This is a genomic window from Burkholderia sp. WAC0059 (genome assembly GCF_002870125.1).
Lineage (GTDB): Bacteria > Pseudomonadota > Gammaproteobacteria > Burkholderiales > Burkholderiaceae > Paraburkholderia.
On the sequence record NZ_PNEO01000027.1, the window covers coordinates 15,235 to 34,726 of the forward strand.

Sequence of the window (19,492 nt, forward strand, 5' to 3'; positions counted from 1 at the left end):
ACGGCCCGCATTGGAGGAAACCGGCATGAGACCGTCCGAGTCCCCCCTTTCTCCCGCGGCCGCTCCCACAACGACGGCCGCCGCAGAACCCTATCGGGGAGAAACCCGCGGCGAAACGTTCCAGCACCGGCTCGAACAATTCAATCCGGGCGTCGTGTGGCTCGACGCCCAGGGCCACGTCACCGCGTTCAACGACGTCGCCCTGCAAATTCTCGGACCGGCCGGCGAGCATTCGCTCGGCGTGAGCCAGGAGCGGCTCTTCGGCATCGACGTCGTGCAACTGCACCCCGAAAAGAGCCGCGACAAGCTGCGCTTCCTGCTGCAATCGCGCGACGTGGGCGGCTGCCCCGTGAAGTCGCCGCCGCCCGTCGCCATGATGATCAACATTCCCGACCGCATCCTGATGATCAAGGTCTCGGCCATGGCCGACCGCGCGGGCGCCTGCGGCACCTGCATGATCTTCTACGACGTGACCGACCTCACCACCGAGCCGCTGGAGTCGCCGCCGGCCGGACGCGCGGCCGCCCCGCGCCGGCTCTTCAAGATTCCCGTCTACCGGAAAAACCGCGTCATCCTGATCGACCTGAAGGACATCGTGCGCTTTCAGGGCGACGGCCATTACACGACCATCGTCACGAAGGACGAGCGCTATCTGTCGAACCTCTCGCTCGCCGACCTCGAACTGCGGCTCGACGGCAACGTCTATCTGCGCGTGCATCGCAGCCACATCGTGAGCCTGCCCTACGCGGTCGAACTCGTGAAGGCCGACGAGAGCATGAACCTCGTCATGGCCGACGCGGAGCGCACGGCCGTTCCGGTGAGCCGGGCGAAGGCCGCGCAGCTCAAGGAGCTGCTCGGCGTGATCTGACCTGCAACGCCGCGCCCGGGCAACGCAAAACGACGACGAACCGGCGCAACCGTGTACGCGGGCGGACCGATTCGACCCGAATCGCACGGTTTTCGCGCGGATTCTGGAATAATGGAGCATTCGCTGAATTGCTCCCGCCTATAACCAGAACCAGAGACCCGCCATGTCCGCCTCTCCCGCCAAAGCGCCCCGCGTACAACGGACCGACGAGCCCACCTTCGCGCCGCTCGCCGCGGCCCCGGGCGAGCGCCGCTGACCCGCCTCGCCGGACGCCCCGGAACCGCCCAACCGCATGGTCAGGTCCACCGCTCCCGAGCCCGCCGCCGCACTGAGTCCGCGCGTGCGGCACTTCGTGACCGCCTCGGTCATGCTGGCCACGGTCATGCAGGTACTCGACAGCACGATCGCCAACGTCGCGCTGCCGCACATGGAGGGGAGCCTTTCGGCGACGCAGGACCAGATTACCTGGGTGCTGACGTCCTACATCGTCGCCGCCGCGATCGGCACGCCGCTGACCGGCTGGTTCGCCGCCCGCTTCGGACGCAAGCGCCTGTTCCTGCTGTCGGTCGCCGGCTTCACGGCGACCTCGATCGTCTGCGGCGCCTCGACCTCGCTCGCCGAGATCGTCGCCGCGCGCCTGCTCCAGGGCCTGTTCGGCGCCTCGCTCGTGCCGCTCTCGCAGGCCGTCATGCTCGACATCAATCCGCCCGAGAAGCACGCGCGCGCGATGGCCGTCTGGGGCATGGGCGTGACGATCGGGCCGATCCTCGGTCCCACGCTCGGCGGCTGGCTCACCGACAGCTACAACTGGCGCTGGGTCTTCTACGTGAACGTGCCGCTCGGCGCCGTGGTCTTCATCGGCATCCTCTTTTTCATGACCGAAACCCGCGTCTCGGCGCGCAAGCTCGACCTGTTCGGCTTCGCGACGCTCTCCGTCGCGCTCGGCGCGCTCCAGCTCTTTCTCGACCGCGGCGAAATCCAGGACTGGTTCGATTCCGTCGAGATACGGATCGAGTCGATGACGGCGCTGATCGCGTTCGCGTTCTTCCTCGTGCACACGCTGACGGTCCAGACCACGTCGTTCTTCAACCGCGAACTCGCGCGGGACCGCAACTTCATCGCGGGCTGCTGCTTCTATTTCGTGATGGGCGCCGTGCTCTACGCGACGCGCGCGCTCCTGCCGCCGCTGTTGCAGGACCTCATGCAGTATTCGGTGGTCGGCACCGGGCTCGCGACCGCGCCGGCCGGCGCCGGCACGATGATCGCGATGATGCTGGCCGGGCGCATCGTCGGCCCCGTCCAGCCGCGCCAGCTCGTCGCCGTCGGCTTCGGCGTGGCCGCGCTCTCGCTCTGGCAAATGTCGAACTACAACCTCGACATGTCGGAGCGCTACGTCATCACCACGGGCTTGCTGCAGGGCTTCGGGCTCGGCCTGATTTCCGTGCCGCTCACGACGGCGACGTTCTCGACGCTCGCGCCGCGCCTGCGCGGCGACGGCACCTCGATCTACAGCCTGTGCCGCAACATGGGCAGCAGCATCGGCATTTCGTTCGTGCAGACCGAGCTCACGCGCAACACGCAGATCGCGCACTCGTCGCTGACCGAGCACATCAACGCCTACAACCCGCTCGCGCAGCCCGACGTGCTGCCCGCGCCGTGGAACTTCCACGTTCCGTCGGGCCTCGCGGCGCTGAACGAGGAGGTGACGCGGCAGGCCTCGATGATCGCCTACGTCGACGACTTCAAGCTGCTCTTCGTGCTCACGCTCGCGGTGATCCCGTTCGTGCTGTTCCTGAAGACAGCGCCGGCCGCGGCCGCAAAGCCGGCGTTGCCCGACGAGTAACGTGGCGGCGCGCCCCCTCAGGTGCGCTCCGTCAGATGACGAGACGCGAAATTTTCGTGCCCTGCAGCGATATGCCCGCCATCAGGCCGGCGTTGGTCAGCACGAAGGCCTCTACGGGCTGGGTCGCCGTCGAGGTGTCGAGATTGCCGTTCGCCCCCACGGTGGCGAGCGCGACCGTCGCGTCCGCGCCGGCAGCCCAGCCCTGGCTGTTCACGAAGTGGTCGAGCGCGTCCTGCGTCATGAACGCGAAGACGATCGCCTTCGACTGGGCACCGATCTGGAGTCCGAACGAGCCGCCCGTGATGCTGTAATACCCCGTCGTCTGGCCGCCGATGCGCAACGCGCCGCTGCCGTACTGTCCGCCGAACCAGAAACCGGCCTCGAACACCGACGGAAACACGAGCACGCCGCGCGACTTGGCGAGCAGCTCCTGCGAACCGTGGACGGTGCCGTAGAGATGCGCGAGCGTCGAGTCGACGCCGGCGTCGATCGAGTTGCGCCTGGCGGCGTTCTGCGCGGCGTTATCCCTTGTGCCGAACCAGGTGGTCGTGCAGCCTGCGAGGGCGAAGCTGCCGGTCGCGATCGCGGCGCTGGCGCGGGTGAGGAACTGACGTCGGTGCATGGCTGGATATCCTTCTATAAGTGATGACGGGGACCCGAATCGGTGCGAATCGGTCATGGCGCGGCGACACCGGACAGATAGATGCCCGGACGGACGGACCGGTCGTGCCGCCGCTCCTTCGGAGATACGACCATCGGCAGGCCGCCGAGTTCGAAAACGTTCGAGCGGCACGCGCCGCCCCGGCCTCTTTTGCGAGCGTGCCGGGGCGCAACAATCCAATGGAATCAGTTGCCTGGCGCTGCCGTATTGACGGCCCGTTTTCGAAATATCTCTATATCTCCGCTCGAAGCGAGGCCGGCATAATCGAAAGGTTTTGAGAAGCTATCGTAAAAATACGCTGCAGCCTGCTTTCAGCCCCATTGCAGGGCCTATATTGCCAGGCCTGTCAGCAAGGCCCGCCCGGGCAAAAAGGACATTCCTGCTATCCTGAAATAAGCTGCGCCCGCAGCACTTGACGGGTGCCGGCCGGGTGCCGCCTGAGTGTCCCCGGCTTCTCCCACGGGTCGCGCCCACCGGGGCGTATGCCATCCATGCGGCGGCCCGGCATCGACCCATCCAGCGAATCTTCCACGAACATGACGAACGCTACGCAAGACGTGAAGATCGTAGTGGCAGACGACCACCCTGTCGCCCTGATCGCCATCGCCGACACGCTCGGCGCGATGCCGGGTTTCACGGTCGCCGCGAGAGCCGAATCGGGCGCGGAACTGATCGAGGCGTTGGACAGGACACCGTGCGACCTGATCGTGACCGACTTCACGATGCAGCACGAGAACGACCACGAAGACGGCCTGCGCCTCGTCGGCCGCCTGCGGCGCCTTTATCCGCGGACGCCCATCGTCGTGTTCACGATGCTGACCAACGGCGGCATCCTTCACCAGCTCTGCCAACTGGGCGTCGCCGGGCTCGTCGGCAAGGACGAGCAGATCGGCGTGCTCGCGCAGGTTTGCCAGCGCGCGCTGACGGAGAAACAGACGGTACTCTCGCCGCGCATCGACGAACGGCTCGCGCAAAGCGGCGCCACCGCCGACGACTTTCGCCGTACGCACCCGCTCTCGCCCAGGGAGCTCGAAGTGGTTCGCCTCTTCACGATCGGGCTGACGGTCACGGAAATCGCGAAGCATCTGAACCGCTCGGTCACGACCGTGGCGACGCAGAAGCGCGCCGCCATGCGCAAGCTGCATCTCGAGTCCAATGCCGACCTGATCCGCTACGCGACCGAGCACGGATTCTCGTGATGGAGCGGGAGCGCGCCGACTCGCCGGGGCTATCGCCGCTGCACGCGCTCGGCGCGCTCGAGGCCAACCTGAAGCGCGAGCGACGCATCTCCGCGATGGTGGTGGCCCTGCTGATCTTCGCGACGCTGTGCGTGGCCGTCGCCGCCGTGGCGGGCGCGGCGAACGATTCGCTGCTGCTGCAGACCTCGCTCGCGCGCGCGACGGCCGAACAGGCCAACGAGACGCTGATCCGTCGCTACGGCGTGCTGACGGGCGCCCGCCTGATGCTCTCGCTCAGCGAAGAAGGCCTGCTCGCCGCGCCGTCCACCGACGACGGCACGGCCTGCCAGCCCGCGTTCGCGGGACTGGCGGGACAGGCTGCGCTGCGCGCCGTCTGCGACAGCACGGTACGCGAGCTCTCGGCGCAGGCCGCGACGGTGCCGCTCATGTTCGTCCTCGTCGACGGCGAGGCCGCGTATAGCCACCAGATCGACGTCGCTGCCCACGCGCGCGGCGCGCGTCCGCCCGGCGGCAACGCCGCCCGCGCGCTCGCCGAAACCGCGCTCGCGCGTCTTGCCGCGCGCAGCGCCGCGCGCGCCGGCCCCGCCCGCACGCGCGACGTCGTCTGGTTCCGGCCACCGGCCGGACTCGGTTTCGCCCCCACGACCATCCTCGGCGCGATGGCCGTGCAGCGGAACGGCCGGCCCTACGCGCTCATCTTCACGAGCGTCGAGCCCGACGAACTCGCGCCCGAATCGGCGGCGAATCCGTCCGACACCGAACCGACGCTGATCGGCGCCGACGGCGAAAAATTCGCGGGCCCGCTGCCCGACGCCGTCGTGCCGATGCTCGAGCGGCGCCTCGCCGGCCAGCCGGCCGCGCGCTTCCACCGGCTGCCCGGCTATGGCTGGGCGCTGCGCGGCGTGCCGCTCGCGTTCGGCTTCGGCCACTATCTCGTCGGACGGCCCTGGTCGCAGCACATCTATCTGCTGCGCACGCAACTGCTGATCGTGTTCTTCACGACCTGCGCGCTGGTCGTCCTGCTGCTCTGCATCGCGCGCTACTGGAACCACCGGTTCCTGACGCGCAGCTACCGCGAGGCGTCGCGCGCGCTCGAAGGCGAGCTGCTCAACCATCTGCTCGTGCACGCGACGCCCGTCGGGCTGTGCATCGTGCGCCGGCACAGCTTCGAGATCGTCGCCGCCAACCAGATCGCGCGCGACGTGCTCGGCCTCGACGAGCACGCCACGCGCCTGCCCGACGAACTCTGCGCGGCCTTCGAGCCGCATCGGCCGCTCACGCTCGTCGACGACGGCACGGCGCAGATCCGCCGGTTCCCGTTCTCGCCCGAGCGCGGCGACGCGCGCGCGCACCTCGAGATCACCGCCGCGCCGGCCGTGCTCAACCGGGAAGACGTCCTGCTCTGCGCGATCTCGGACATGTCCGCGCACTACGAGGCCCGGCGCCTGCTGCTCGAGGCCAAGCGGACGAGCGACGCGGCGGTGCGCGCGAAGGTCAGCTTCTTCGCCGCGATGAGCCACGAAATCCGCACGCCGCTGGCCTCGCTCGTCGGCAACATCGAGCTCGTGGCGCTCGGCCCGCTCGCGCCCGAACAGCAGGCGCGCGTGCAGGCCATGCAGATATCGGCGAACGGGCTGCTGCAGATCGTCAACGACGTGCTCGACTTCTCGAAGATGGACGTGGGCGAGATGCGCCTCGTCGAGGAGTGGGCGCCCGTCGCCGATCTCATCGGACGCGCGGCGCTCGCCCACGCGCCGCTCGCCATCCGCCAGCGGCTGAAGTTCTACATCGTGATGGATCGCGCCATTCCCGCGCGGCTGCGCTTCGATCCGGTCCGCCTCACGCAGATCGTCAACAACCTGCTCAGCAACGCGTTCAAGTTCACGCCCTCGGGCAAGATCGCGCTGCGCGCGCGCTGGGTCGACGAGGCGCTCGAACTGAGCGTGACCGACTCGGGCATCGGCATTTCCCCCGACCTGCAAAGCCGCCTGTTCCAGCCGTTCACGCAGGCCGAGAAGCAGCGGCTCACGCATCCGGGCGGCACCGGGCTCGGGCTGTCGATCTGCGCGCGGCTCGCCGAACTCATGCACGGCCGCATCGCACTCGAAAGCACCGAAGGCGTCGGCACGCGCATCGCCGTGACGCTGCCGCTCGAGCGGGCCGACCCGGGCACGGCCGGCGAAGCGTGGACGCTCGACGCGGCGCACCCGGCCATTCTCTGCCGCGCCGCCGAATATCAGGCGTGGCTGACGAACCTGTTCGATCCGCAGACCGGCGTCACGCTGCTGGCCGACCGCCACGAAGCGCCGCGCGAGTCGTTCGACTATCTGATCGCAACCGACGAATTCACGCCGCAGGAAGTCCTGCTCGTCTGGGGATCGTCGGCCAACGTCGTCTGGGTCCGCCAGGACGGACCGCTCGTGCCGGTGCTGCGCGAAGGCGGCGGCGTCGAGGTCAGCGTCTACAGCCTCGAGGGCATCCGCGCGGCGACGCAGATGTTGCGCGCGCGCGGACCGGCACGAAATTTCGGTCGACGACGCCAAACAGCAGGCGCTCGCCCGCCTGAAGGCGATGCGCTACGAGAACGGCGGCTACGTCTTCGTCGAAGACTCGACGCCGGTCGTGCTCATGCACCCGACGCTCCCCGACCTCGTCAACAAGAACGTGAGCGCGTCGACGGACCCGAACGGCAAGCATCTTTTCGTCAGCATGGTGCAGGCCGCGCAGGCGACGGGCGAAGGCTATACCGAATACGTCGGGCGCGTGCCGAACGGCTCCGGCTACAGGTACGAAACCAAGGCCTCCTACGTCAGGCACTTCCAGCCGTGGGACTGGTACATCATCTCGGGCGTCTATCTGACCGACCTGCAAAGCGCGTTCGAACGCATGCTCGTGCGCTACGTGCTGATCGCGCTCGCCATCGGCGCGATCGTCTCGACGGCGATGCTGACCATCAGCCGGAGCGTGCGGCACAGCCTCGGCGGCGATCCGGCCGAAGCCTCGCGCGTCGCCATGCAGATCGCGAACGGCGACCTCACGGCGACCGTCACCACCGCGCGCACCGACAGCACCAGCATGCTCTACTCGATGAAGCAGATGCAGACGCAGCTCACGCAGATCATCGGCGGGATCATGGTGTCGGCCGACTCCATCGCCACGGCGAGCGGCCAGATCGCGGCGGGTACGACCGACCTGTCCCAGCGCACCGAGGAGCAGGCCGCCTCGCTCGAGGAAACCGCCTCGAGCATGGAGCAGTTGACGAGCGCCGTGCGCCAGAACGCGGAAAACGCTCATCAGGCGACCTCGGTCGCCGACGAAGTGACGCGCACCGCGCGGCGCGGCGGCGAGGTGGTCGGTCGCGTCGTCGAGACGATGCGCCTCATCACCGGCAGCTCGGCCAAGGTCGCCGAGATCATCAGCGTGATCGAGGGCATCGCGTTCCAGACCAACATCCTCGCGCTGAACGCGGCCGTCGAGGCGGCCCGCGCCGGCGAGCAGGGCCGCGGCTTCGCCGTGGTGGCCAGCGAGGTGCGCAGCCTCGCGCAGCGCAGCGCCTCGGCCGCGCGGGAGATCAAGGAGCTGATCGGCGAGTCGGTCGACCGCGTCGATACCGGCTCGAAGCTCGTCGAGGAAGCCGGCGGTACCATAGGCGAAGTCGTGCAGTCGGTGAGCCGCATGGCCGCTATCATCAACGAGATCGCGGCGGCGTCCTCCGAACAGAGCACGGGTATCGACCAGGTCAACCGGGCCGTCACGCAGATGGACCAGGTCACGCAACAGAACGCCTCGCTCGTCGAGGAGGCCACGGCCGCGGCGCAGGCCATGTCGGGCCAGGCGCAGCAGCTTCGCGCGGCGGTGTCCGCGTTCCGGGTAACCGCCACGACGTAGCGGCGATCCCGGACCGGCACCGTACCGGCGCTCAAAAAGACATCGGAGGAGACAAATGCAGCAGATCAGCGAAAAAAGGGTCGTGCGCAAGATTTTCTGGCGCGTGGTGCCGCTTTTGATGGCGCTTTACGTGATTTCGTTCGTCGACCGCATCAACGTGGGCTTCGCCGCGCTGACGATGAACCACGACATCGGCCTCACGCCCTACCTGTTCGGCTGGGGCGCCGGGATTTTCTTCTTCGGCTACTTCATCTTCGAAATTCCCAGCAACGTCATGATGGCGAAGGTCGGCGCGCGCCGCTGGATCGCCCGCATCCTGCTGAGCTGGGGCCTCTTCGCCTGCGCGATGGCGCTCGTCAGGGGGCCGGCCAGCTTCGTCGCGCTGCGCTTCCTGCTCGGCGTGGCCGAGGCCGGCTTCTTCCCCGGCGTCATCCTCTACCTCACGTACTGGTTTCCGGCGCGCTACCGCGCGCGGATCGTCGCCGCCTTCATGCTGTCCATCCCGGTCTCGATCGCGCTCGGCGCGCCGATCTCGACGCTGATCCTGCAGATGAACGGCCTGCTGGGACTCAAGGGCTGGCAGTGGCTGTTCGTCATCGAGGGATTGCCCGCCATCGCGGGCGCCGGGCTCGCGCTGACGCTGCTGACCGATCGTCCCGAAGAAGCCCGCTGGCTGACGCAAGGCGAACGGGCCTGGCTCGCGCAGGCGCTCGCCGACGACGCGGCGCAGGCCGCCACGACCGGCACCGTGTCGGGCATCGGCCAGGCCCTCGTGAGCCCGATCGTGCTCGTGCTCGCGTTCATCTATCTGTGCGCGACGGGCTCCAACCTCGGGCTCTCGTTCTTCCTGCCGCAGATCATCAAGCAACAGGGCTACGACAACATCGAGGTCGGCCTGCTCACCGCGATCCCCTATCTCGCGGGCTGCGCCGGCATGCTGGCGATCGGCCAGCTCTCCGACCGCTTCGGCGAGCGGCGCGGGTTCCTCGCCGCCACGATGGCGATCGCCGCGGCGGGACTGATCGGCGCGGGCATGATCGGGACGTCGGCCTGGTCGATCGCCGCGCTGAGCCTCGCGGCCGTCGGCATCTTCGGCTGCAAGGGGCCGTTCTGGAGCCTGCCGGCGTCCTATCTGCGCGGACCCGCCATCGCGGGCGGCATTGCGTTCATCAACGCCATCGGCAATCTCGGCGGCTTCGTGGGGCCGTTCCTCGTGGGCCTGTTCAAGCGCGCCTCGGACAGCTACGCCGACGGGCTCTACGCGCTCGCCGGCATGTGCATCGCCGGGCTGCTGGCGACGATCCTCTTCGTCAGGACGAACCGCGAACCGTCGCCGGCGGGAACGTCGGCGGCGGCGGGCGAACTGGCCGTCGAAGGCCCGAAGTAGGAAATCGGAAGCGCAGCGGGAGTCGGGGGCGGCAGCGAAACCGTACCCGGTCTCGCTGCCGAGTTTCACTTCAGCGTCCCGTTCCGGAATCTCGCTCCAGGACCCCGCTCCGGAGCCTGCCGAAGGCACCCGTCAGCGCTGACGCCGCAGTTCCGCAGCCGGAACCTTCATCATCTGCCGGTACTTGGTGACGGTGCGCCGCGCTACCTTCACGCCCTGCTGGCCGAGCGTCGCGGCGAGCGCGACGTCCGAGAGCGGCTCGCGCGGGTCCTCGGCATCGACGAACTCGCGGATCAGCGCGCGCACGGCCGCGGCCGAGCAGGTGCCGCCCGTGCGCGTCTCCAGTTCGCGCGGGAAAAACCGCCGGAACTCGAAGATGCCGCGCGGCGTCGCCATGTACTTGTTGCCGGTCGCGCGCGAGACGGTGGACTCGTGCATGCCGAGTTCGTCGGCGATGTCGCGCAGCAAAAGCGGCCGCAACGCGATTTCGCCGTACTGAAAGAATGCCTTCTGGCGCGCGACAATGCACTCGCCGACCCGCTGGATCGTCTCGCAGCGCTTGTGCGCGTTGCGAATCAGCCAGCGCGCCTCCTGGAGCTGCTGCGCGAGCGGCGAGCGGCGGGCGTGGTCCGAGCGCGCGAGCAGGTCCACGTAGAGCCGGTGAATCCGCGCGCGCGGCTCCACGGCCGGGTTGACCGTGACGACCCAGCGGTTGCGGACCTGGCGCACGATCACGTCGGGCACGATGTAGCCGTCGTCGGCGCGGCCGTAGTGGTTGCCGGGCCGCGGGTCGAGCCCGCGCACGAGTGCGCAGGCCGCCTTGAGCGTCTGGGCGTCGCAGCCGAGCCGGCGTTGCAGCTCGCCGTGCTCGCGCCGCGCGAGCGGCTCCAGATGATGAAGCACGATTTCGCGCGCGAGGTCGCGCTGCGGCGTGTCGCCGGGCAGCGCGTCGAGCTGCAGCGCGAGACACTCGGAGAGCGAGCGCGCCGCGAGCCCGGGGCGGTCGAGCGTCTGTACGACGCGCAGCGCCACGCGCAGACGCGCCTCGTCGAGCAGGCCGTCCGCGCCTTCGAGACGGGCCAGATCGGCGAGATCCTGGCGCAGGTAGCCGTCGTCGTCGAGCGCGTCGACGACGATGTGCGCGGCCTCGCGATCGAACGCGTCGAGCGGCAGAAACCGCAGCGCGTCATGCAGATGCTCGCGCAGCGAAGGCGGCGCGCAGAGCCAGTCGGCCGGCTCGGGGCCGAACGAATCGCTGCTGTCGCGATAGCGCGTCTCGCGCGCCATGCCGGGCAGAACCGCGTCGGACGAATCGGCCGGATAGTCGGCCGGCCCGCTCTCGCCCTCGGCTTCCGTGCCCGTCGCCCCGGGTTCCGACGCCGCAGCCTGCCCTGCGACGGAAGCCGGCTCGCCGTCCCCGGACTCGGCCGGCGGCGGCACGTACTCGAGAAACGGATTCGTATCGAGCGCCTCGCGAAGCTCCTGCTGAAAATCCAGCGACGAGAGCTGCAGCAGCCGCACGGCCTGTTGCAGGCGCGGCGTCAGGGCAAGATGCTGGCGCGCGTGTAACGCGATGGTGGGCATGGCGATCCTGTCCGTGTGGAGGGAATGGACGCCAGGTCGAGCAATGGTCGTGCCAGTGTGCGCAAGACGTTGTTTTCAGAGGCAAGACGCTTCCGCGGTCGGACGTTCGCGCCGGCTATTTTTACAACGTGCCGGCAAAAACGCGGCATTCCGGATGCGCCGTGCTTGAACCGCGTTCCCCGCCTCGCGCGGCGACGAGCGCCGGGACCGGCGAAAGGCAATCGACAGGAGAACGACGCAGACCGAACAAACGGGATCGGGCCGTCGCGGCATGCGGGTTGCGTGCACCGGAGCGTCAACCCGGAAAAGGAGACATCATGAAGAAGCGCATCCCGTTGCTGTCCACCACGACCGTCGTTCGCGCCGCGCAGGGCGCCTGCCTCGCGTTCGCGTGCGCGCTCACCGCGCTCGCGCCGGCCGGCGCCTTCGGCCAGACGGACACGTCGTCGGCGCCGGCCGCCGGTTCGGAATCGATCGGCCAGCACGTCAGCGACGCGACCATCACGACGCGAGCAAAGGCCAACCTGCTCGCCGCGCAGAACGTGAAGTCGCAGCACATCCACGTGCGAACCCGCAGCGGCGCGGTGTGGCTCACGGGCAGCGTGCCGAGCGCCGAGGAGCGCGACGCGGCCGCGCAAATCGTGCAGAACGTCTCGGGCGTGCAGTCCGTCAAGAACAACCTGAGGGTGAGGCCGTCCGAACAGTGATGTCGCGCTGATGCCGCGGCGATGTCCGATGTCCCGGCAAACCGCCCCGCGCGCATCCACGCCTTCGAAACCGCGCCCGCCCTACGTCGCCTGCCGCGACTGGGCGAGCTGGGCGCGCCGCGCCTCGCCCTGCCGCTCGAACATCCAGCCCGGATATTCGGCCGGCAGACGGCTGGCCTCGTCGAGACGCGCCAGCTCCTCAGCCGACAGCTTCACGCCCGCGGCCGCGATGTTGTCGTCGAGCTGCTCGACCTTCTTCGCGCCGACGATGACCGTCGTGACCGCGCGCTGGTGCAGCAGCCAGGCAAGCGCGATCTGCGCGACCGAGACGCCCTTCGCCTCGGCGACGACGCGCATCGCGTCGATGCAGTCGTAGGCGCGCTCGCGATCGACGGGCGGGAAATCGAACGTCGTGCGGCGGCTGCCCGCCTCGGCGTCGCGATCGCGCCCGTACTTGCCCGAGAGCAGCCCGCCCGCGAGCGGGCTCCAGACCATGAGCCCCACGCCCTCGCTCGCGAGCATCGGTACGATTTCGCGCTCGAGGTCGCGCCCGGCGATCGTGTAGTAGGCCTGTAGCGATTCGAAGCGCGCGAGCCCGTACTGCCGGGCGAAGCCGAGCGCCTTGACGATCTGCCAGGCGGCCCAGTTCGACACGCCGACGTAGCGCACATGGCCCTGCTGCACGAGCGTGTCGAGCGCGCGCACCGTTTCCTCGACGGGCGTGGCCGGATCGAAGCCGTGAATCTGGTAAAGGTCGATGTGGTCGAGCTGCAGGCGCTTCAGGCTCGCCTTGACGCCGTCCATGATGTGATAGCGCGACGCGCCGCGCTCGTTCGGCGTGCCGCCCGTCTGGCCGAACACCTTGGTCGCGATCACCACCTGGTCGCGGGCGATGCGCAGGTTCTTCAGCGCCTGGCCCGTGATCTGCTCGGAGCGGCCCTGCGAATAGACGTCGGCCGTGTCGATGAAGTTGATGCCGGCCTCGATCGCGCGGCCGACCAGCCGGTCCGCGTCGGCCTGCTGGAGGTCGCCGATCTGGTGCCAGATGCCTTCGCCGCCGCCGAACGTCATGGTGCCGAGACAGAGTTCCGAAACGAACAGGCCGGTGCGGCCGAGAGGGTTGTATCGCATGATGTGTGCTCCGTTGAACGGGAACCGCGTGGAGGAAAACCGCCGTGTCGAGATTACTGCGTCGGCGCGGTGCGTGCAGCGGCCCGGGCAGGCCGTCCCAGGACAGGACAGGCCACGAGAACGAGCCGCAGGCTTTAGCTCCAGACGCGCCCGACCCAATCCCTGACGCAGCCCCTCCGCCGCACCGATGGCGGCACGCCCCAAAACCTGCGAGACTGCCCCGAGCCCTGTCTCCCAGGACAACCGGCCTCTGGATATGGCAAGCGACGCCCCCACCTATGCGGTCATGACCCGCGCCCCCGCCCTTCCCGCCGGCGACGCCGATGCCGAAGCGCTGGCCGGTTTTCACCCCGCCGTCGCCGACTGGTTCGCCCGCACTTTCGCCGCGCCCACCGAGGCGCAGCGCGCCGCCTGGCCGCTGATTCGCAGCGGCCGCGCCACGCTCGTCGCCGCGCCGACCGGCTCCGGCAAGACGCTGACCGCGTTCCTCTGCGCGCTCGACGCGCTCGTGCGCGAAGGGCTCGGCAACGGCGGCGCATTGCCCGACACGACGCTCGCGGTCTACGTTTCTCCGCTCAAGGCGCTCTCGAACGACATCCGCGTGAATCTCGAGCAGCCGCTCGCGGGCATCGCCGAATCGCTCGAACGGCACGGCCTGCCGCCCGTGGCAATCCGCACGGCGGTGCGCACCGGCGACACGCCGCAACGCGAGCGAACCGCGCTGCGCAAGCGCGCGCCGCACATCCTCGTGACGACGCCGGAATCGCTCTACGTGCTGCTCGGCTCGGCCTCGGGCCGCGCGATGCTGGCCGGCGCGCGCAGCGTCATCGTCGACGAGATTCACGCGCTCGCCGGCAACAAGCGCGGCTGCCATCTCGCCCTGAGCCTCGAACGGCTCGACGCGCTCTGCGGCCGGCGTCTGCAGCGCATCGGCCTGTCGGCCACGCAAAAGCCGATCGAGACCGTCGCGCGATTTCTCGTCGGCGGCGCGCCGCCCGCCGACTGCGCCGTCGTCGACGTCGGCCACGCGCGGCCGCGCGACCTCGCCGTCGAGGTGCCGCCCGTGCCACTCGAAGCGGTGATGGCGAACGACGTCTGGGAGCGCGTCTACGACCGCCTCGCCGAGCTCGCGGCGCAGCACCGCACGACGCTCGTGTTCGTCAACACGCGCCGCATGGCCGAGCGCATCGCGCGCCATCTGACCGACCGGCTCGGCGAGCAGGCCGTCGCCGCGCACCACGGCAGCCTCGCGCGCGAGCACCGCTTCGACGCCGAGCAGCGCCTGAAGCGCGGCGAGCTGCGCGTGCTCGTGGCGACAGCCTCGCTCGAACTCGGCATCGACATCGGCGACGTCGACCTCGTCTGCCAGATCGGCTCGCCGCGCTCGATCGCGGCCTTCCTGCAGCGCGTCGGCCGCTCGGGACACCAGGTCAGCGGCACGCCGAAGGGCCGGCTCTTTCCGACCTCGCGCGACGATCTCGTCGAATGCGCGGCGCTCCTCGACTGCGTGCGGCTCGGCGAGCTCGACCGGCTCGCGGTACCGCGCGCGCCGCTCGACGTGCTCGCGCAGCAGATCGTCGCCGAAACGGCCTGCGAGACGTGGAACGAGGACGCGCTTTTCGCGCTCGTGCGCCGCGCGATGCCCTACGCGACGCTCGAGCGCGCGCAGTACGACGCGGTGCTGCGCATGCTCGCCGAGGGCTACACGAGCCGCCGCGGACCGCGCGCGTCGTACCTGCACCGCGACGCAGTGGACCGCACGCTGCGCGGGCGGCGCGGCAGCCGGCTCGTCGCGCTGACTTCGGGCGGCACGATTCCCGAAAACGCCGACTATGCGGTGCTGCTCGAACCGCAGGGCCTCAACATCGGCACCGTCAACGAGGACTTCGCCGTGGAAAGCCTCGCCGGCGACATCTTCCAGCTCGGCAACGCGTCGTACCGCATCCTGCGCATCGAACCGGGCCGCGTGCGCGTCGAGGACGCGCGAGGACAGCCGCCCAACATCCCGTTCTGGCTCGGCGAAGCGCCGGGGCGCAGCGACGAGCTCTCGTTCGCGCTCGGGCGGCTGCGCGCCCGGCTGGACGCGCTCTGCGCCACGGCGCCCGACGGCGAAGAAAACGCCTGCCGCTGGCTCGTCGAAACGCTCGGGCTCGATGCGGCCGCCGCCCGCCAGATTGCCGAATATCTCGCGCGCGCCCGCGCCGCGCTCACCGTGCTGCCGACCCAGGACACGCTCGTCATGGAGCGCTTCTTCGACGAATCGGGCGGCACGCAACTCGTGATCCACGCGCCGTTCGGCAGCCGCATCAACCGCGCCTGGGGGCTCGCGCTGCGCAAGCGCTTCTGCCGCACGTTCAACTTCGAACTCCAGGCGGCCGCGACCGAGGACGCCATCGTGCTCTCGCTGACGGGCGCGCACAGCTTCGCGCTCGACGAAGTCTGGCGCTATCTGCACTCGAACACGGCCGCGCATCTGCTCGAACAGGCGCTGCTCGACGCGCCGCTCTTCGGCGTGCGCTGGCGCTGGAACGCGACCACGGCGCTCGCGCTGCCGCGCCAGAGCGGCGGACGCAAGACGCCGCCGCCAATCCAGCGCATGCGCAGCGAGGATCTGCTCGCCGCCGTCTTCCCCGACCAGGTCGCGTGCGTCGAAAACCTCGCGGGCGAGCGCGAGATTCCGCGCCATCCGCTCGTCGACCAGACGCTCGACGACTGCCTGCACGAGGCGATGGACATGGACGGCTGGCTGCGGCTCCTGCGCCGCATCGAAAGCGGCGCCGTCGCGCTCGTCGCGCGCGATCTGCCGGCGCCCTCGCCGCTTGCCGCCGAAATTCTCAACGCGCGGCCCTACGCGTTTCTCGACGACGCGCCGCTCGAAGAACGCCGCACCCAGGCCGTGCTGAACCGCCGCTGGAGCGAACCCGATTCCGCCGACGACCTCGGCGCGCTCGACGCCGACGCGATCGACCGCGTGCGCGAGGAAGCGTGGCCGCAGCCGCGCGACGCCGACGAAATGCACGAGACGCTGACGGCGCTCGGCTGCGTGGCCGAGCGCGAAGCGCAGCGCGAGCCCGGCTGGACCGACTGGCTCGCGACGCTGGCCGCGGGCCGGCGCGCGGCGCGGTTGCGAATCTCGGAAGACGACGCCCTCTGGGTCAGTATCGAGCGGTTCAACTGCGCGCGCGCGGTCTATCCGCACGCGCCGTGCGAGCCGATGCTGAAACCGCCGCCCGGATACGACGCGACGTGGACCGGGGACGCGGCGCTCGTCGAGATCGTGCGCGCGCGCCTCGCCGCCCTCGGGCCCGCGACGGTGCCCCAGATCGCGCGGCCGCTCGCGCTCGAAGCGAGTGCCGTCGCGCTCGCGCTGACGCAGCTCGAAACCCAGGGCGGCATCATGCGCGGCCGCTTCACGCCGCGCGTCTCCCAGGGAGACTGGCTGCACGGCGAGGAATGGTGCGAACGCCATCTGCTCGCGCGAATTCACCGCTATACCGTGCACCGGCTGCGTCGCGAGATCGAGCCGGTCGAGCACCACGACTTCATGCGCTTTCTGTTCGAGTGGCAGCGCGTCGCGACCGACGCGCGCGGCATGGGCCGCGACGCGCTCGCGGCCGTGCTCGCCCAGCTCGAGGGATGGGAAGCCTCAGCCGGCGCCTGGGAAGACGACATTCTGCCGGCCCGCGTGGACGACTACGCGGGCACGCTGCTCGACGAGCTGTGCCGCTCGGGCAAGCTGGCCTGGGCGCGGCTGCCCGAGCGCGCCGCCGGCGCGACCGTGCGCGGCACGCCGGTCGTGCTCGCGCCGCGCCGCGAACTGGCGCGCTGGCACGCGCTCGTCGGCGCAACGGACGCCGCCGCGTTGTCGGCCCGCGCGCAACGCGTCTTCGACGCCCTCGCACGGCACGGCGCGATGTTCTTCGACGAGCTGACTTCGCAAACGCATCTGCTCGGCGTCGAGCTCGAAAATGCGCTGGGCGAGCTCGTCGCGGCCGGGCTCGTCAACGCGGACAGTTTCGCGGGGCTGCGCGCGCTCGTGAAGCCGGCCGCGAAACGCAGCGCGTACTACGCCCGCCGGCGACCGCGCGGCCTGGGCGCGCTGATCGGCGGCATGGACGATGCGGGGCGCTGGGCGCCGCTGCGCCGAAACGAAGGGATCGACGACGCGGCCGGGGAACAACCCGCCGGAAAGAACCTGGCAACGGCCGCGCCGCGCCCCATCCATCGGGCCGGCGAGGCGCACGACCCCGATCTGCTCGAATACGTCGCCCATGCGCTGCTGCGGCGCTACGGCGTGATCTGCTGGCAATTGCTCGCGCGCGAGGCGGCGTGGATGCCGCCGTGGCGCGACCTGCTGCGCGTGCTGCGCCGGATGGAGGCGCGCGGCCATCTGCGCGGGGGCCGCTTCGTCGCGGGGCTCTCGGGCGAGCAATTCGCGCTGCCCGAGGCCATTGCGCTGCTGCGCGAAGTACGCCGCCGCCCGCCCGACGGCGCGCTCGTCTGCGTGGCCGCCACCGATCCGCTGAATCTGGCCGGCACGCTGCTGCCCGGCGACAAGGTGCCGGCCGTCGCCGGCAACCGGCTGCTGTTCCGCGACGGTGTGCCCGTCGCCACGCTGATCGCCGGGCAGTTCGACTATCGCGGCGAGACCGGCGAAGCGGCGCGCGCGACGCTGCGCCTGCGGCTCGCGCGGCCGTACTAACGCCCGTTTTATCGGTCCGCGCTCACGGCGCCGCCGCGATCACCTGGGCAACCGCCGCCGTCAGCTTCTTCGCGTAGGGCACGTGCAGGAATTCGTTGGGCCCGTGCGCGTTCGACTTCGGCCCGAGCACGCCGCAGACCATGAATTGCGCGCGCGGAAAACCGGCCTGCAGCACGTTCATCAGCGGAATCGTGCCGCCCTGGCCGAGGTAGGCGCAGCTCGCGCCGTAGTGGGTGCGGGAGGCGTCGTCGAGCGCCGCGGCAAGCCACGGCGCCAGCTCCGGCGCGCTCCAGCCGTTCGCCGCGCCGGCGTCGGGCCGGAACGTCACCTTCGCGTTGTAGGGCGGATCGAGCTCGAGCAGCGCCTTCAGCCCGGCCACGGCCGTGGCCGCGTCGACGAGCGGCGGCAGCCGCAGCGAGAGCTTGAACGCCGTGCGCGGACGCAGCACGTTGCCGGCGTCGGCCAGCGCGGGCAGGCCCGCCGCGCCCGTCACCGAAAGCGACGGCCGCCACGTCGAATTGAGCAGCGCCTCCTTCGGATCGGTCGTGGTCGGCAGCACCTGCCGGCCGTCCTGGCCGCAGGCCCAGGGCAGGCTCTTCCACACCGTATCGCCGAGAATCTGCGCGGTGGCCTCGGCCTCGCTGAGCCGCTGCGGCGGAATCGGACAATGGAAACCCTTCGGCAGCAGCGCGCCGCTCGCGGCGTCCTCGAGCCGCTCGAACAACTGCCGCATCACGCGGAAGCTCGACGGCGCGATGCCGCCGTTCGAACCCGAATGGATGCCCTCGTCGAGCACCGTGACGTCGAGGTCGCCCGAGACGAGCCCGCGCAGCGACGTCGTGAGCCACAACTGGTCGTAGTTGCCCGCGCCCGAATCGAGGCAGACGACGAGGCCGACCGTGCCGAGCCGATCGCGTAACGCATCCACGTAGGGCAGCAGATCGTAGCTGCCCGACTCCTCGCAGGTCTCGATGAGCCCGACGCAGCGCGGACGCTCCACGCCCTGCGCGTCGAGCGCCGCCAGCGCGGTAAGGCTGGCGTAGATCGCGTAGCCGTCGTCGGCGCCGCCGCGGCCGTAGAGGCGGCCGTCCTCGAGCTTCGGCGTCCACGGCCCGAGGTCGTTGCGCCAGCCGGCGAATTCGGGCTGCTTGTCGAGATGGCCGTACAGCACGATCGTCTCCGTGCTGCCCGGGCGCGTAGCCGGCGACTCGAAGAAGATGACGGGCGTGCGGCCCGGCAGGCGCACCACCTCGAGCCTCAGACCGCGCACGCGCTGCTGTTCGGCCCATTGCGCGGCCTCGCTCACGACCCGCTCGAGATAACCGTGCTTCGCCCAGTCGGCGTCGAACGCCGGGCTCTTGGCCGGCACGGCGATGTAGTCGGTGAGCGCGGGAACGATCTCGTCGTTCCACTTGCGCTCGACGAACGCGCGCAGCGCCTCCTGATCGAGCGACTGCGTCGCGGTCGCGGTTTCGTGGGTCGGATCGGAAATCATGGCGGCGGTCCCGGCGGTTTCGAAAAC

General features: G+C 69.9%; 10 protein-coding genes and 2 pseudogenes. 8 read left to right on the forward strand and 4 right to left on the reverse strand.

The genetic code is table 11. The features are described 5' to 3' along the window. The first annotated feature begins 25 nt into the window (after nucleotides 1-25). Both CY652_RS21670 and CY652_RS21675 read left to right on the forward strand, forming a co-directional pair. Complete coding sequence (locus CY652_RS21670) at nucleotides 26-868, forward strand: PAS domain-containing transcriptional regulator (RefSeq protein WP_102132777.1); 843 nt, start codon at nucleotides 26-28, stop codon at nucleotides 866-868. A gap of 292 nt (nucleotides 869-1,160) precedes the next feature. Then, entirely contained in the window at nucleotides 1,161-2,711 is a 1,551-nt protein-coding gene (locus CY652_RS21675; protein WP_102132778.1) for a DHA2 family efflux MFS transporter permease subunit, read from the forward strand. A 31-nt stretch (nucleotides 2,712-2,742) separates the two neighbouring features. On the opposite strand, the gene CY652_RS21680 is transcribed toward CY652_RS21675, so the two are convergent. After that, nucleotides 2,743-3,333 carry a BPSL1445 family SYLF domain-containing lipoprotein gene (locus CY652_RS21680; RefSeq protein ID WP_102132779.1) on the reverse strand — a complete coding sequence of 197 codons (591 nt, stop codon included), beginning with the start codon at nucleotides 3,331-3,333 and terminating at the stop codon, nucleotides 2,743-2,745. 575 nt (nucleotides 3,334-3,908) lie between these two features. On the opposite strand from CY652_RS21680, the gene CY652_RS21685 reads away from it, so the two are divergent. The 4 genes and pseudogenes from CY652_RS21685 to CY652_RS21700 all read left to right on the forward strand — a co-directional run bounded on the left by CY652_RS21685 (nucleotide 3,909) and on the right by CY652_RS21700 (nucleotide 9,846). Next, nucleotides 3,909-4,571, forward strand: a complete 663-nt coding sequence (locus CY652_RS21685; RefSeq protein WP_102132780.1) for a response regulator transcription factor — start codon at nucleotides 3,909-3,911, stop codon at nucleotides 4,569-4,571. 1,511 nt (nucleotides 4,572-6,082) lie between these two features. Next, nucleotides 6,083-6,667, forward strand: a pseudogene (locus CY652_RS25160) (sensor histidine kinase); the annotation flags it as partial. 439 nt (nucleotides 6,668-7,106) lie between these two features. Beyond that, a pseudogene (locus tag CY652_RS21695) lies at nucleotides 7,107-8,459 on the forward strand (methyl-accepting chemotaxis protein); the annotation flags it as partial. A gap of 55 nt (nucleotides 8,460-8,514) precedes the next feature. Continuing rightward, the gene (locus CY652_RS21700) at nucleotides 8,515-9,846 is read left to right on the forward strand and encodes an MFS transporter (RefSeq protein WP_102132781.1); all 1,332 of its coding nucleotides are present in this window, start codon (nucleotides 8,515-8,517) and stop codon (nucleotides 9,844-9,846) included. Nucleotides 9,847-9,978: 132 nt separating this feature from the next. On the opposite strand, the gene CY652_RS21705 is transcribed toward CY652_RS21700, so the two are convergent. Beyond that, a complete protein-coding gene (locus CY652_RS21705; RefSeq protein WP_102132782.1) occupies nucleotides 9,979-11,430 on the reverse strand; it encodes an RNA polymerase factor sigma-54 in 1,452 nt (483 codons plus the stop codon). A 317-nt stretch (nucleotides 11,431-11,747) separates the two neighbouring features. Between CY652_RS21705 and CY652_RS21710 the strand changes: the two genes are divergently transcribed. Further along, complete coding sequence (locus CY652_RS21710) at nucleotides 11,748-12,137, forward strand: BON domain-containing protein (protein WP_102132783.1); 390 nt, start codon at nucleotides 11,748-11,750, stop codon at nucleotides 12,135-12,137. A gap of 81 nt (nucleotides 12,138-12,218) precedes the next feature. On the opposite strand, the gene CY652_RS21715 is transcribed toward CY652_RS21710, so the two are convergent. Next, nucleotides 12,219-13,268 carry an aldo/keto reductase gene (locus CY652_RS21715; protein ID WP_102132784.1) on the reverse strand — a complete coding sequence of 350 codons (1,050 nt, stop codon included), beginning with the start codon at nucleotides 13,266-13,268 and terminating at the stop codon, nucleotides 12,219-12,221. 256 nt (nucleotides 13,269-13,524) lie between these two features. Between CY652_RS21715 and CY652_RS21720 the strand changes: the two genes are divergently transcribed. Continuing rightward, the gene (locus CY652_RS21720; RefSeq protein WP_102132785.1) at nucleotides 13,525-17,970 is read left to right on the forward strand and encodes a DEAD/DEAH box helicase; all 4,446 of its coding nucleotides are present in this window, start codon (nucleotides 13,525-13,527) and stop codon (nucleotides 17,968-17,970) included. Nucleotides 17,971-17,992: 22 nt separating this feature from the next. Here the strand turns inward: CY652_RS21720 and CY652_RS21725 are convergent, their stop codons facing one another. Further along, entirely contained in the window at nucleotides 17,993-19,465 is a 1,473-nt protein-coding gene (locus tag CY652_RS21725; protein WP_102132795.1) for a M20 family metallopeptidase, read from the reverse strand. Between the last annotated feature and the right edge of the window lie 27 nt (nucleotides 19,466-19,492).